This window comes from Kitasatospora sp. NBC_01300 (genome assembly GCF_041435235.1).
Lineage (GTDB): Bacteria > Actinomycetota > Actinomycetes > Streptomycetales > Streptomycetaceae > Kitasatospora.
Genome location: NZ_CP108408.1, coordinates 817,956 through 832,065, shown reverse-complemented (window position 1 = coordinate 832,065; position 14,110 = coordinate 817,956). Strand labels below are relative to the sequence as shown.

The 14,110-nt window shown below is 74.2% G+C and carries 10 protein-coding genes; 4 read left to right on the top strand and 6 right to left on the bottom strand.

The genetic code is table 11. From position 1 onward, the window contains the following. Positions 1-14: 14 nt before the first annotated feature. Positions 15-1,076: an ATP-dependent DNA ligase gene (locus tag OG556_RS03640; RefSeq protein ID WP_371515816.1), complete on the top strand. Its 1,062-nt coding sequence runs from the start codon at positions 15-17 to the stop codon at positions 1,074-1,076. Between the two features lie 88 nt (positions 1,077-1,164). On the opposite strand, the gene OG556_RS03635 is transcribed toward OG556_RS03640, so the two are convergent. Next, positions 1,165-2,616 carry a serine hydrolase domain-containing protein gene (locus tag OG556_RS03635; protein ID WP_371515815.1) on the bottom strand — a complete coding sequence of 484 codons (1,452 nt, stop codon included), beginning with the start codon at positions 2,614-2,616 and terminating at the stop codon, positions 1,165-1,167. 468 nt (positions 2,617-3,084) lie between these two features. On the opposite strand from OG556_RS03635, the gene tdh reads away from it, so the two are divergent. Together tdh and OG556_RS03625 are read left to right on the top strand one after the other, a co-directional pair. Then, entirely contained in the window at positions 3,085-4,113 is a 1,029-nt protein-coding gene (gene tdh, locus OG556_RS03630) for an L-threonine 3-dehydrogenase (RefSeq protein ID WP_371515814.1), read from the top strand. A gap of 32 nt (positions 4,114-4,145) precedes the next feature. Further along, positions 4,146-5,339 carry a glycine C-acetyltransferase gene (locus tag OG556_RS03625; RefSeq protein WP_350882332.1) on the top strand — a complete coding sequence of 398 codons (1,194 nt, stop codon included), beginning with the start codon at positions 4,146-4,148 and terminating at the stop codon, positions 5,337-5,339. 228 nt (positions 5,340-5,567) lie between these two features. Here the strand turns inward: OG556_RS03625 and OG556_RS03620 are convergent, their stop codons facing one another. Then, entirely contained in the window at positions 5,568-7,148 is a 1,581-nt protein-coding gene (locus tag OG556_RS03620; protein WP_371515813.1) for a TolB family protein, read from the bottom strand. 154 nt (positions 7,149-7,302) lie between these two features. Then, on the bottom strand, positions 7,303-8,709 hold the full coding sequence (locus OG556_RS03615; protein WP_371515812.1) for a TolB family protein: 1,407 nt from the start codon (positions 8,707-8,709) through the stop codon (positions 7,303-7,305). 240 nt (positions 8,710-8,949) lie between these two features. Here OG556_RS03615 and OG556_RS03610 point away from each other — a divergent pair, with 240 nt between their 5' ends. Beyond that, positions 8,950-9,861: a LysR family transcriptional regulator gene (locus OG556_RS03610; RefSeq protein ID WP_371515811.1), complete on the top strand. Its 912-nt coding sequence runs from the start codon at positions 8,950-8,952 to the stop codon at positions 9,859-9,861. Positions 9,862-9,887: 26 nt separating this feature from the next. Here OG556_RS03610 and OG556_RS03605 read toward each other — a convergent pair whose 3' ends face one another. From OG556_RS03605 to OG556_RS03595, 3 genes are all read right to left on the bottom strand, one after another. Next, entirely contained in the window at positions 9,888-10,574 is a 687-nt protein-coding gene (locus OG556_RS03605; protein ID WP_371515810.1) for a TetR/AcrR family transcriptional regulator, read from the bottom strand. Positions 10,575-10,633: 59 nt separating this feature from the next. Continuing rightward, positions 10,634-11,809 carry an FAD-dependent oxidoreductase gene (locus tag OG556_RS03600; RefSeq protein WP_371515809.1) on the bottom strand — a complete coding sequence of 392 codons (1,176 nt, stop codon included), beginning with the start codon at positions 11,807-11,809 and terminating at the stop codon, positions 10,634-10,636. Positions 11,810-12,160: 351 nt separating this feature from the next. Then, a complete protein-coding gene (locus tag OG556_RS03595) occupies positions 12,161-13,960 on the bottom strand; it encodes a serine/threonine-protein kinase (protein ID WP_371515808.1) in 1,800 nt (599 codons plus the stop codon). Between the last annotated feature and the right edge of the window lie 150 nt (positions 13,961-14,110).

Below are 14,110 nucleotides of genomic sequence, written 5' to 3'. Positions count from 1 at the left end.
CGAGGATCGGAGCCATGGACCTGCCCGTGATGCCGCCGGTCGCGCCGATGCTCGCCAAGTCGGTGGCGAAGATCCCGCCGGGGATGCAGTACGAGGCCAAGTGGGACGGCTTCCGGACGATCGTGTTCCGCGACGGCGACGAGGTGGAGCTCGGCAGCCGCACCGGCAAACCGCTGACCAGGTACTTCCCCGAGCTGGTCGCCGCGCTGCGGCGGGAGCTGCCGCCGCGCTGCGTGCTGGACGGCGAGGTGGTGATCGCCCGGGACGGCCGGCTGCGGTTCGAGGAACTGCTGGAGCGCATCCACCCCGCGGCGAGCCGGGTGCGGCTGCTCGCGGAGCGGACGCCCGCCTCCTTCATCGCCTTCGACCTCCTCGCGCTCGGCGACGCCCCGCTGCTGGACGAGCCGCTGTCGGTGCGCCGCGCGGCCCTGGAGACGGCGCTCGGCGCCGCCCGCGACCCGGTGTTCACCGCCCCCGCCTCCACCGACCGGGACGTGGCGCAGACCTGGTTCGCCGAGTACGAGGGCGCCGGGCTGGACGGCGTGGTGGCCAAGCCGCTGGACCAGCCGTACCGGCCGGGCGAGCGGACCATGTTCAAGATCAAGCACGAGCGCACCGCCGACTGCGTGGTGGCCGGCTACCGCGAGCACAAGAGCGGCCCGGTGGTCGGCTCGCTGCTGCTGGGCATCAACGACGCCGAGGGCCGGCTCCAGCACGTCGGCGTCTGCGCCGCGTTCCCGATGGCCCGCCGCCGCGAACTCGCCGAGGAACTGGCCCCGTTGCGGATGACCGACCTCTCCCGCCACCCGTGGGGCGGCTGGGCGGACGAGGCGGCGCACGCCGAGGGCCGACTGCCGGGCGCGGTCAGCCGGTGGACCGGCGGCAAGGACCTCTCCTGGGTCGCGCTGCGCCCCGAGCGGGTGGTCGAGGTCGCCTACGACCACATGGAGGGCACCCGCTTCCGGCACACCGCACAGTTCCGCCGCTGGCGGCCGGACCGCACGCCGGAGAGCTGCACCTACGCGCAGCTGGAGGAGCCCGTCTCCTACGACCTGGCTCGCGTCCTGGGCAGTTGACGGCGCGTCGGAGGCCCGGCCCGGTGATCCGGGCCGGGCCTCCGACGGGTTGCGCTCCGACGGCTCGGGCGCTCAGGCGGTCCGGAGCTCAGGCGTTGACCGTGGTCGGCGCGCCGGAGGCGGACCCCGGGGCGCCGGACGAGGCCGGGGACGAGGCCGATCCCGAGGGCGAGAGCGCGGGCGACGGCGACGGCGACGGCGTCGGTGACGCGGACCCCGAGGACGAGGCCGACGGCGAGGCCGTGTTGCTCGGCGGCATCGAGTAGACGTTCTTCGGCGAGACGATCTGCGTGATCGCCTTCGCGAACAGCGAGGACGGATCCGAACCCCGGTACGGCACATCGGTGTTGATCAGCACCACCAGGGTGGCCTGCGACTGCGGCAGGTACACCGCCACGGTCTCGTAACCGGGCAGCGAGCCGTTGTGCCCGATCCACCCGTTGTTGTTGAACAGCCCGAGCCCGTAGCCGACACCGTCGTCGCCGGTCGGCTGGGTCTTCAACCGCTGGGACTGGGTGTCCTGCTTCAGCAGGGAGCCGGTGACCAGGGACTTCGCCCAGTTCTGCAGGTCGGTGAGGTTGGAGATGACCGCCCCGGCCGTCCAGGCCCAGGACGGGTTCCAGTCGGTGGCGTCCGTGGTCTGGCCGTTGGGCGTCTGGTCGGTGTAGCCGCGGGCGTGCGGGTCGGGGAAGGTCGCGTCGGTCGGGAAGACCGTCCCGTTCAGTCCGGCCTGGCTGAACACCTGGTCCTTGAGGAACTGGTCCACGGGCTCCCCGCCGGCCTTCTCGATGACCTTGCCGAGCAGGATGTAGTTGCTGTTGCTGTACTGGAACTTGCTGCCCGGCGGGAAGTTCGCCGGGTGCTTGTACCCGTAGGCGAGCAGCTGGTCGGGCGTGAACACCCGGTTCGGGTCGCTGATCAGCGCGTTCACGAAGTCCGGGTCGGAGGTGTACGGGAACAGGCCGCTGCGCATCCCGGCGAGCTGGCGGATGGTGATCTTGTCGCCGCCGGGCACGCCGTCCACGTACTTGGAGACCGGGTCGTCCAGGCCCACCTTGCCCTGGTCGACCAGCCGCAGCACGCCGGTCGCCGTGAAGGTCTTGGTCACGCTGCCGATCCGCATGTTCAGATCGGGCGACATCGGGGTGCCGGCGGACTTGTCGGCCTGGCCGAAGGCCCGCTGGTAGCTGCCGTCGGGGGTGGTGACCCCGACGATCACGCCGGGGGTGGAGGTCTGGTTCAGCACCTGCTTGATCGCGGCGTCCAGCTGGTTGGCGACGTCGGGGGTCAGCGGCACCACCGCGCCGGCCGAGCCGCTCGCCGAGCCGCCGGCCGCGCCCGGGCCGGCGGTGGAGCCCGAGGCGGACGGGCTGAGCGCGGCGGGCTCGGCGGTGAGGGCAGCGCCGCCGGCCGGCCGGTTCGGCGGCGACCCGCCGGAGCAGGCCGCGGTCGTGAGCAGGCCGGTCAGCGCCAGGGCGGCGCAGGCCGCTCGGCGGGTGGTACGGGACGCGGCCGGATGCGGCCGTCGGAGCGTGGTCATAGGTCGAGGCGCCTCTCTGCGGCGGACGGCCCCGGAGCGCTGCTCCACGAGGCCGACGGGGGAGCGCCGCCACCGTAAGCACCGCCGGTGCGGCCCCGCGCGTCGGCCGCCGCAGGGCTGACCCGAACGGATCCAGCGGTCAGCCGACTGCCCCAGCCGGCTGGCGCACATCGCCTCCCGTGCTGTCAAGCACCGCTGCCCACCGGGGGGTTGGTGTCGCGAAAACGGGCTCACGCTCGGCCGGACGGGTGAGCGCCGGCATGCCGCACCGGCCCCCGGCCCCTGCTCGGGCACGATCGTTTAGCCCAGCTGTGGCCGCCCTTAAGAATTCCTCGATGGACCGCACCCGCCCTCACCAGGCAGATTGCTGCCTGCCCGGATCGCGTCCGACAGGAACGGCCACACCGGGGCCACTCGGCCTGCCCACCCGCGAAGGCCGCCCCACTCGCACGTCAGGAGCCGTCGCCCGTGAAGGCACTCGTCAAGCAGAAGGCCGAGCCCGGGCTCTGGCTGGTGGACGTCCCGAAGCCCGAGATCGGCCCCGGCGAGGTGCTGATCAAGGTGCTGCGGACCGGCATCTGCGGCACCGACCTGCACATCCGCAACTGGGACGGTTGGGCCCAGCAGACCATCACGACCCCGTTGGTGCTCGGTCACGAGTTCGTCGGCGAGGTCGCCGAGATCGGCGCCGGCGTCGCGGACATCGCGGTCGGCGACCTGGTCAGCGGCGAGGGCCACCTGGTCTGCGGCAAGTGCCGCAACTGCCAGGCCGGCCGCCGCCACCTGTGCCGCAACACGGTCGGCCTCGGCGTCGGCCGGGACGGCGCCTTCGCCGAGTACGTGGCCCTGCCCGCCTCCAACGTCTGGGTGCACCGGGTGCCGGTCGACCTGGACGTGGCCGCGATCTTCGACCCGTTCGGCAACGCCGTCCACACCGCGCTCTCCTTCCCGCTGGTCGGCGAGGACGTGCTGATCACCGGCGCGGGCCCGATCGGCATCATGGCCGCCGCCGTCGCCAAGCACGCCGGCGCCCGCAACGTGATGATCACCGACGTCTCCCCGTACCGCCTCGACCTGGCCCGGAAGGTCGGCGTCACGCTGGCGCTGAACGTCGCCGAGCACACCATCGAGGAGGGCCAGCAGAAGCTCGGCCTGCGCGAGGGCTTCGATGTCGGCCTGGAGATGTCCGGCCGCCCCGAGGCGATGCAGTCGATGATCGCCAACATGACCCACGGCGGGAAGATCGCCGTGCTCGGCCTGCCCGCCGAGCAGTTCCCGGTCGACTGGGCCTCGGTCGTCACCTCGATGATCACCATCAAGGGCATCTACGGCCGCGAGATGTTCGAGACCTGGTACGCGATGTCCGTGCTGCTGGAGGGCGGGCTGGACCTCGCCCCGGTGATCACCGGCCGGTACGCCGCCGACGACTTCGCGGCCGCCTTCGACGAGGCCGCCGGCGGCCGCTGCGGCAAGATCATCCTCGACTGGACCGTCTGAGCCCCCCGTTTCGTCCTCGTTAGGAGTCCGCAGTGTTCGACAACGTGCGCGCCGACATCGCCACCACCCTCGACGAGATCCGCGAGGCCGGGCTCTTCAAGCCCGAGCGGGTCATCGGCACCCCGCAGAGCGCCGCGGTCACCGTCACCGGCGGCGGCCGCCCCGGTGAGGTGCTGAACTTCTGCGCCAACAACTACCTCGGCCTGGCCGACCACCCCGAGGTGCTCGCCGCCGCCAAGGACGCGCTGGACCGCTGGGGCTACGGCATGGCCTCGGTGCGCTTCATCTGCGGCACCCAGGACGTCCACAAGGCGCTGGAGGACCGCCTCTCGGCCTTCCTGGGCCAGGAGGACACCATCCTGTACTCCTCCTGCTTCGACGCCAACGGCGGCGTCTTCGAGACCCTGCTCGACGACCGCGACGCCGTCATCTCCGACGCGCTCAACCACGCGAGCATCATCGACGGCATCCGGCTCAGCAAGGCCCGCCGCCACCGCTACGCCAACCGCGACCTGGCCGACCTGGAGCAGCAGCTCAAGGAGACCCAGGACGCCCGCCGCCGCCTGATCGTCACCGACGGCGTGTTCTCGATGGACGGCTACGTCGCCCCGCTGCGCGAGATCTGCGACCTGGCCGACCGCTACGACGCCATGGTCATGGTCGACGACTCGCACGCCGTCGGCTTCGTCGGCCCCGGCGGCCGCGGCACCCCCGAACTGCACGGCGTGATGGACCGCGTGGACATCATCACCGGCACCCTCGGCAAGGCGCTCGGCGGCGCCTCCGGCGGCTACGTCGCCGCCCGCCGGGAGATCGTCGCCCTGCTGCGCCAGCGCTCCCGCCCGTACCTGTTCTCCAACTCGCTCGCCCCGGTGATCGCGGCGGCCTCGCTGAAGGTGCTCGACCTGGTCGAGCAGTCCAACGAGCTGCGCGAGCGGCTGGCGGCCAACACGGCGCTGTTCCGCAGCAGGATGACCGAGGCGGGCTTCGAGATCCTGCCGGGCGACCACCCGATCGCCCCGGTGATGATCGGCGACGCGGCCAAGGCCGGCCGGCTCGCCGAACTGCTGCTGGAGCGCGGCGTGTACGTCATCGGCTTCTCGTTCCCGGTGGTCCCGCACGGCCAGGCCCGGATCCGGGTGCAGCTGTCCGCCGCGCACTCCACCGAGGACGTCGAGCGCGCCGTCGCCGCCTTCGTCGACGCGCGCGCCGCGCTGGGCGAGTAGGCCGACAGCCGGTACGCCGGCGGCCTCATGAGCTGCCCGCGGGCCGGTCCGCTCGGAACCGGACCGGCCCGCGGGCTCACCACCGTCGTGCGGTGGGGGCGCATCGATCCGCCCCCACCGCACGGCCCACCAACCATCTGCCCCACCCTCCCGCTTCGGGGGCGGGACGCCGGCCCGGCCGACGTCCCGCCCCCGTACGCGGTTCACGGTGCGAGCGGTGGTTGACGGTCAGTCGTCGCTGTCCTGGCCCAGGTCGTCGCCCTGGTCCTGGTCCTCGCCCTGGTCGTCGCCGTGGCCGTGGTGCGCGGTGGCGCGGGCGAAGACCTGGGAGTCGGTGCCCGCCGGGCCGCCGGTGCCGGCGAGCAGGTTGCCGCTGGTCGAGCCGAACACCACCGTGCGGCCGCGGGCGTCCACGACCGGGTCGGTCGAGGAGCCGTTGCCGAGCGAGCCGTCCGCGGCGGTGGCGACCCGCTCGGTCCGGCCGGTGCGCAGGTCGTGGCGGTAGACGTCCCAGCCCGGGTGCTGCGGGCCCGCCACCAGGTTGTCGGCGGCGGAGGCGAAGTAGACCCAGCGGTTGTCGGCGGTGATCCGGGCGTGGTCGGAGGAGCCGACCGAGGTGGTGCCGGGCAGGCCGCCGCTGATCTTCGTCACGGTGCCCTTCCTGAGGTCCCGGACGTACAGCACGGTGTGGAACCGGTGGCCGCCGGTCGACCCGCCGGGCTCGGGCAGGGCGTAGATCGCGCGCCGCCCGTCGGGGCTGATCGTCGCGCCGAAGCTCGGGGCGCCGAGCTTGCCGTCGAGGTCGAGGCTGGCGGCGGAGATCCGGCCGGACTCCACGTCGTAGGTGTAGTAGGGGGCGGTCACCGGCCGGGCCAGGTTCGGCTGGGCCAGGCCCTTCTGCGCGCTGCGGGGCAGGGCCGGGGCGATGCCCGGGGCCAGCTCCACGTCGCCGTTGGCGGCTGCGCCCTCGCCGGCCGGGGTGGGGGTCTGGTCGGCGGGCAGCAGGTTGTCGGCCATCGAGGTGAAGCCGATGGTGCGGCCGTCCGCGCTGATCGTCGGGTGGAGGGACATGCCGTCGCCCGGCTTGCCGTCCACGCCGCGGGTCACCAGCTTGGTCTTCCCCGTCCAGCGGTCGGTGACGTAGATGTTGTAGTCCCAGGTGTAGGGCCTGGCCAGCGAGGGGGCGTCGCCCTGGAGGTCGGGGACGAGGTCCTTGCGGCTGGAGCCGAAGACCACGTAGCGGCCGTTCGCGCTGATCGAGGGCGCGTAGGAGGAGTGGAACTTGTCGGTGTCGGTGCCGGTGAGTCCGCCGCTGATCAGCTCGGTGCGGCCGGTCTTCCGGTCGCGGACGTACACCTCGTCGCGCCCCTGGACCTGCATGCCGGGCACCACGTTCTCGGCGTCGCTGTCGAAGGCGACGTAGCGGCCGTCGGCGTTGATCGCGACGTTGTCGGTGAAGCCGTTCAGCGCGCTGCCGTCGGCGGCCAGGTTGACCCGCTCGGTGCGGCCGGTCCTCAGGTCGCGGACGTAGGCGTCGCGGGCGCTCTTCGCGGGCTGGGACACCAGGTTCGTGGCCCAGGAGGTGAACAGGGCGTAGCGGCCGTCGGCGCTGATCGCCTGGCTCCACGACTGGTTGTCCGGCGCGGCGCCGTTCTCCCCGACGCTGACCTGGACGGTGCCGCGCGGCGCCCGGTCGGCCCGGTCGGCCTGGGCGGGTGCCGCGGTCACGGCGAGTACGGCGGTGGCCGCGAGAATGCTGCCGCCGCCGGCCAGCCACCGGTTGCGGGTGGTGCGGGTGCTGCGTGTCATGACGTCTGCCTCCCCGGGGGTCGCCCGGCCGGGCTCCCTCCCGGCGACGGGCTTTCGGGAGAGCCAATCGTCGGGAGGGCCGGGTGGTCAACGCCCACGGGTGATCTCGGCCGAAAATACGTCAACGGACGTATGCGGCAAGGGAGTCAGGACATCACAGGCGGCGCAGGAAGACGTCCAGGAAGGTGTTGGTGTCGCCCGGCACAAGGTCGCCGTCCGAGGCGTCGAAGATCACCGTGTCGCCGGTGGCGTCCACGTACGGGCCGTAGGAGGAGGCGGTGCTCTGCCCGCCGCTCCGGGTGAGGCTGACCCGCTCGATCCGCCCGGTCCACAGGTCGCGGCGGAAGATGTCGCTGGCGGAGTTGGTGTCGTCGGGGACGAGGTTCTCGGCGGCGGAGTCGAAGTAGACCCAGCGGTCGTCGAGCGTCATGACGCCACCGGACGAGGACCACTTGGCGGTGGTGCCCGGCAGGTCGGTGTTGACCTTGGTGATCTTGCCGGTGGCCAGCTCGTGGACGTACACGTCCATCCGGATGCCGTGGGCCGGGGCGGGCGCGCCACCGATGAAGACCGGGAGGCTGTAGATCGCGTAGCGGCCGTCCGGGCTGACCCGGCCGTCGCGGCCGCCGTCGCTCAGGGCCCCGGTGTCGTCCAGGCTGGCGCCGGCGATCTTGCCGGTGCCGGCCTTCCAGACGTAGTACGGGTAGAACTTGGGCCCGGCCAGCTGGGGTGTCCCGGCGTCGGCGGATACGGCGCCGGTGGCAGGTTCGGTGGCCGGGGCCGGAGTGCCCGGGAGCAGGTTCCCGGCTCGGGAGCCGAAACCGACGGTCGATCCGTCCGCACTGATCGTCGGGCTGAAGGAGTTGTTGTCGGCGCCCTCGCCCTCCGTACCGGAGGTGACCAGCCGGGTGGTGTGGGTCCAGCGGTCGGTGACGTAGATGTTGTTCTTGCCGCGCTTCACGCCCGGGGCGAGGTCGGTGCGGCTGGAGGCGTAGGCGACGAAGCGGCCGTCCCAGCTGAGGGTGGGGCTGTCGGCGGTGCGGATGCTCTGGTCGTCGGTGCTCGCCGAGCCGGGGGCGGTGATCAGCTCGATGCGGCCGGTCCAGCGGTCGCGGACGAAGACGTCGTTGCCGTGCTTCGGCTGGCCGGGCAGCACGTTGGTGGCGGCGGTGCTGAACGCCACGTACCGGCCGTCGCCGCTGATCGCGGCCTGGTTGGTGGCGGCGTCCAGCTTGGAGCCGTCGGCGGCGACGCTGACCCGCTCGACGTGCCCGTTGCGCAGGTCCCGCACGTAGACCTCGTCCGAGTTCGGGGTGCCGGCCCCGGGCAGCAGGTTCGTCGCGGTCGAGGTGAACAGCGCGGAGCGGCCGTCGGCGCTCAGCCCGAGCGCGGACGAGGTGCCGTCGAGCTGCTCGCCCTTGGGCCCTTCGCTCACCCGGGAGGTGTCGCCCTTGAGCGGCCGGGCCTCGGCGGCCGGCAGCGCGGTGCCGGCGGCGACGGCGGCGGCCACCAGGACGCTGGCGGTGCGGGCCAGTCGACGGCGGGTTCGTGCAGTGGTCATGGACATCCTCCCCTGATGACGGCACCGGGCCCTCGTCACCCCCGCGGCCCGGCTCGGGAAGAGCCAATCGCCGCCCGGGCCGGGTGGTCAACCGGGCGAAGCGATCTCGTCCGGAAATACGCCACCGGTCGTATCGCCCCTTACGCGGAACCGGGCCCGGAGCCGGGGCCGGCCGGCCCGGACCCCGCCCCGGCTCCGGGCCCGGTCCGGCCGGCCCCGGCACGCTGGCAGAATTGGCCCGTGATCGACGCCCGACGGCTGCGGACCCTGCGGGCCGTGGCGGACCACCGCACCGTGACCGCCGCGGCGGCCGCCCTCTACCTGACCCCTTCCGCCGTCTCCCAGCAGCTGGCCGCCCTGGAACAGGAGACCGGCCACCACCTGCTCGCCCGCGAGGGCCGGGGGGTGCGGCTGACCGCCGCCGGGGAGATCCTGCTCGGCCACGCCGACGCCGTGCTCGCCCAGCTGGAGCGCGCCGAGGCCGACCTCGCCGCCTACAGCGAGGGCGTCTCCGGCGAGGTCACCGTCGCCTCCTTCGCCACCGGCATCGCGCTCGTCCTCGCCCCGGCGATCGGGCTGCTGGCGGCGCAGGCGCCCGGGGTGCGGCTCAAGGTGCTGGACGCGGAGGGCGACGCCAGCCTGCCGATGGTCCTCGACGGCCGGGCCGACCTCGCGGTGGCCGTCGAGTACCGGGGCGCCCCGCGCGCCGACGACGCCCGGCTCACCCGCGTCCCGCTGTACGCCGAGCCGTTCGAGGCGGTGCTGCCGCTCGGCCACCCGCTGGCCGCCGACGGCGGTCCGCTCGCCGTCGCGGCCCTGGCCGACGAACGGTGGATCGGCCCCTACCCGGGCAACCCCTGCCACGACGTCGTCCTGCTGGCCTGCGAGCACGCCGGCTTCCAGCCGCGCCTGGTGCACTCCTCCGACGACTTCCGGGCCGTCGTCGCCCTCGCCTCGGCGGGCGCCGGCGTCGCCCTCGTGCCGCGCTCGGCGCTGCGCGGCGTCGACCTCGGCCGGATCGCCGTCCGGCGGGTGGACAGCGAGCTCGCCACCCGCCGGGTCTTCGCCGCCGTCCGGGCCGGCGCCGACGGGCACCCGCTGATCCGCCCGGTGCTGGACGCCCTCGCCGAGGCGGCCGCGGCGGGCGCCTGAGGGTCCGAGTTCAGGTGGGTCGGGGGTCAGGCGGGTCGGGGGGTCGTGCGCGTGCCGTTGACGACCGCCCGGAACATCCAGGACAGCCGCTCCTCCGGCGCCCCGGACACCAGGTCGTCCCCGAGCGCGGCGATCCTCGGGTAGGTGGCGGCGGGCGCCGTGCGGAGCGCGTCGGTGAGCGCGGCCTGTTCCCGCTCCGCCTGCTCGCCCTGGCGGGCGGACTGCTCGGCGGCGGTGGCGGTGGCCACCTGGAGCAGCACGTCCACGCCCCAGGCCGCCTGCCCGTCCGGCACCCCGCCCTCGTGCAGCAGTGCCAGGACCGCCTCCACCAGGGCCAGGTAGTGCGGCCCGGACGGCCTCGCCACCAGTGCGGCGTGGGCGAGCGCCGGGTGCCGGAACAGCACCCCGGTGCAGGAGTCGAGGACGGCGGCCAACCGCTCGCGCCAGTCCCCGGCCGCCGTCACCGGGCTCAGGTCCACCTCCCCGAGGTACTCCTCCAGGATCGCGGCGTGCAGTTCCGCGGCGTTGGCCACGTACACGTACAGCGAGGCCGGCCCGGTGTCCAGCTCCTGGGCCAACCGCCGCATGGTCACCCGCGGCAGGCCCTCCGCCTCCAGCACCCGTACGGCGGCGGCGACGATCGCCTCGTGGCTCAGCGCGGGCTTCGCCGGCCGCTCGCGGCGGCTGCGGGGTCGGGAGGGGGAGCTCGTCATACCGGCCAGCCTAGCGACCGCGTTCGTCACGAACTGGTTCGCCGAAACGGCCGCCGCCGCTACCGGCCGGCCGCCGGGGCGGGCTGGTCGGGGGTGGGCTGGTTCGGGGTGGCGAACTGGTCGAGCAGGGCCTGGAGGCCGTCGGGGCCGAACATCAGGTCCAGGCTGGCGGCGGAGGCGGCGGCCGAGGCCTCGCTGCGGGGGAAGAGGGCGCGCTCGTAGGCGGTCAGGGCGGCCTCGGGGTCGCCGGGGTGGTGGGCGAGGGCCTTGCCGAGTTCGGCGCCGTCGAGCATGGCGAGGTTGGCGCCCTCGCCGGCGAACGGGGACATCAGGTGGGCGGCGTCGCCGAGCAGGGTGATGCCGGGGGTGCGGTTCCAGCGGTGGCCGACGGGCAGGGCGTGGATCCGGCGCGGGACCAGGTCGCCGTCGGCGTCGGCGAGCAGGGCCCGCAGGCCGTCGGCCCAGCCGTCGAAGCCGGCCAGCACGGCCGCCTTGGCGGTGTCGGGGGCGGTGGTGTCGATGCCGTCCAGCCAGTCCTCGTCGGCCCGGACGGCGGTGTAGACGTGGATGCTGCCGTCGCCCTCGCGGTGGGCGAGGAAGCCGCGGTCCTCGGCCACGGAGAGGAAGAACCCGCCGCCGACCAGGGCGGCCGCCTCGGGGTGCCGGGTGTCCGCGTCGTGCAGGTCGGCCTCGACGAAGGAGATCCCGGTGTAGGCGGGCCTGGCGTCGGACAGCAGCGGCCGGATCCGGGACCACGCGCCGTCCGCCCCGACCAGCAGGTCCGTGGTGACGGCCGTGCCGTCGGCGAAGGCGACCTGGTGGCGGCCGTCGCCCAGCGCGTGGGCGCGGACCACCTTGTGGCCCCAGCGCACGGTGTCGGCGGGCAGGGAGTCCAGCAGCAGGTCGCGCAGGCGGCCCCGGTCGACCTCGGGGCGGCCGCCGGTGCCGTCGTCCTCCTGCTCCAGACGGACGGCGCCGTCCGGCCCCACCACCCGCAGGGCCTCGCCGCCCGCGTGGACCAGGGCCAGGAACCGGTCGTGCAGCCCGGCGTCGCGCAGGGCCTGCTGGCCGGAGTCGTCGTGGATGTCGAGCAGGCCGCCCTGGGTGCGGGCCTCGGGCGAGGGCTCCAGGTCGAAGACGGCGGCCCGGATGCCGTGGACGTGCAGGACCCGGGCGAGCACGAGGCCCCCGAGCCCGGCTCCGATGACGGCGACGGGAACGTGCTGGACGGTCATGGCCACTCCTTCGGTCGGTGCCGGCCCGTGCCGGTCGGCGCGGGTTCGTCGCCCGCTCCTCCACGGTAACGAACATGTTCGTAACGAACAAGTTCGTTCTATGGAACGGCCCACCGGAGGCGGGGGTTGGGACACGCCCTGGGCGGCCGCGACGGACCGTTCGGGTCGACCCGGGCCAGGTAATAGAGGTCGAGGTGATCGGTGCCCAGGCGGGAGAGCGAAAGCTCCATGGTTCGGGTAGTCGCCGACTACCTGCTCGACACCACCCGCGCCGCCATCGACCGGACCAACTCCGCCCGGCTCTTCGCCGGGGCGGCGTTCCTCAAGTAGCGGCCGAAGGCTGTGGGGGCCTCACTCGACGATCAGGTACCGCTGCGCGCTCGCCCCGCTGAAGCAGGCCCCGCCGTCGCAGCCGCCCTTGGCCTCGGTGAACGCGCTCCAGACGTAGATCCCGGGCGAGGGCGGCGTGTACAGGTAGGTCGGCGCGTCCTGCCAGGGCAGGTTCTGCCAGGTCCCGCCGGGGGAGAGCACCGAGGCGTGGGAGGCGAAGCCGCTCGCCGTCCAGCTCAGCGAGACCGGCTGGCCGGCCTTGGTCACGGCCTGGTCCGCCGGGGCCAGCAGGCGGGGGACGGCCGGGGCGTCGTGCCCGGGGTCGGGCGTCGAGGAGCCCTTCGCCCTCACGAACAGGAACCGGTCCTCGGACCACGCGCTGCCGACCTGTCCCTCGGTGGCGTTCGCGGTGCTCGTCTCCCACCGGTACAGCCCGGTGGCGGTGGGTGTGAACGTGCAGGCGGCGGTGCTCAGCCAGGCGGTGTAGCGGGGGGAGTCGTCGCCCAGCCCGGTGAAGACGCGCGACACCGTGGCGGCGTGGTCCCAGCTGAGCGTGACCGACTGGCCGAGCTCGATGGCCGTCCGGTCGGCGGGCCCGGTGGGCTCGGGCGGGTGCGGGGTCCCTGCGGGCACACTGGTCACCCCGGTCGGGGCCGAGGAGTCGCCCGGGGCGCCGCCGGACGGGAAGCAGTCCGGCGGCCCGGAGCCGCCGGTGATCACGAACAGCCGGAAGCAGACGGCGGCGGCGACGAGCACGAGGGCGAGCGGCACCGGCAGCCAGCGGAGCCGGCGCTTCCCGCCACCGGGCGGCGGCGGGTCGGGAGGCTGCTGGACCTCGGTGATCGCCGTACGGGTGCGGTCGTTCGGGTCGCTCGGCCCGTTCGGCCCGTTCGGCCCGTTCGGCTCGTTCGGCGGTCCGAGCGGCGGGGGCCCGACCGGTGGCGCGTCCCCCGGGCCCCCGGCCACGACCGGAGCCGCCCGCCGCTGCGCAGGGAGCCACGCACCGGCGGGCGCGTCGTGCGCGGCCGGCCCGAACAGGTCCAGCAACTCGGCGGGGGTGGGCCGGTCGGCGGGATCGCGCGCCAGACAGGCGGCGATCGCCGGGCGCAGGGCCTGCGGGACGCCGCCGAGGTCCGGCTCGGCGTGCACGACCCGGTAGAGCATCACCTGCGCTCCACCGTGGCCGAACGGCGCGCACCCGGCGGCGTGGCAGAGCACGTGGCCGAGGCTGAACACGTCACAGGCCGGCCCGATCGCGCCACCCGCGATCTGCTCCGGCGCCATGTAGCCGGGCGTGCCGACGACGACCTGGGTCCGGGTGATCGCGGTCCCGTCCAGCGCGCGGGCGATCCCGAAGTCGATGACGCGCGGTCCGTCGTCGGCGAGCAGCACGTTCGACGGCTTGAGGTCCCGGTGGATCAGGCCGACGGCGTGGATGGCGTCCAGCGCCTCGGCCAGTCCCGCCCCGAGGACGCGCAACGACGCTTCCGGCAGCGGGCCGTGGGCGGCGACCGCCTGGGCCAGGGACGGCCCCGGAACGTAGGCGGTGACCAGCCACGGCGGGTCGCCGTCCGGGTCGGCGTCGACGACCTGGGCGGTGTGGAACCCGCCGACCCGCCGTACGGCCTCCAGCTCGTGGGCGAAGCGCCGCCGGAACTCCGGGTCGGCGGCGAGCTCCCGGTGCACGCACTTGACGGCGACCAGCCGGCCGCCCGGCGAACGGCCGAGGTACACCACGCCCATCCCGCCGCTGCCCAGGCGCCCGAGCAGCCGGTACCGGCCGCCGACCGTCGTCGGGTCAGTGGCTCGTAAGGCCTCCACGACACCCCCGGTGGGTCACCGCGCAGCAGCCGGTCCCGTCGACCGGACCCCCCGTGACGAACCCTCGCCTCATCCCAGCGCGTCGCGCGCGGGGCTGTCAATGCCGGCCGCCGAACACCGGGCCGCCGAACACCCGGCCGCCGAACATCC

Coding starts and splice junctions, on each gene's coding strand:
- OG556_RS03640 (WP_371515816.1), top strand. CDS start 15: ATGGACCTGCCCGTGATGCCGCCGGTCGCGCCGATGCTCGCCAAGTCG.
- OG556_RS03635 (WP_371515815.1), bottom strand. CDS start 2,616: ATGACCACGCTCCGACGGCCGCATCCGGCCGCGTCCCGTACCACCCGC.
- OG556_RS03620 (WP_371515813.1), bottom strand. CDS start 7,148: ATGACACGCAGCACCCGCACCACCCGCAACCGGTGGCTGGCCGGCGGC.
- OG556_RS03615 (WP_371515812.1), bottom strand. CDS start 8,709: ATGACCACTGCACGAACCCGCCGTCGACTGGCCCGCACCGCCAGCGTC.
- OG556_RS03605 (WP_371515810.1), bottom strand. CDS start 10,574: ATGACGAGCTCCCCCTCCCGACCCCGCAGCCGCCGCGAGCGGCCGGCG.
- OG556_RS03600 (WP_371515809.1), bottom strand. CDS start 11,809: ATGACCGTCCAGCACGTTCCCGTCGCCGTCATCGGAGCCGGGCTCGGG.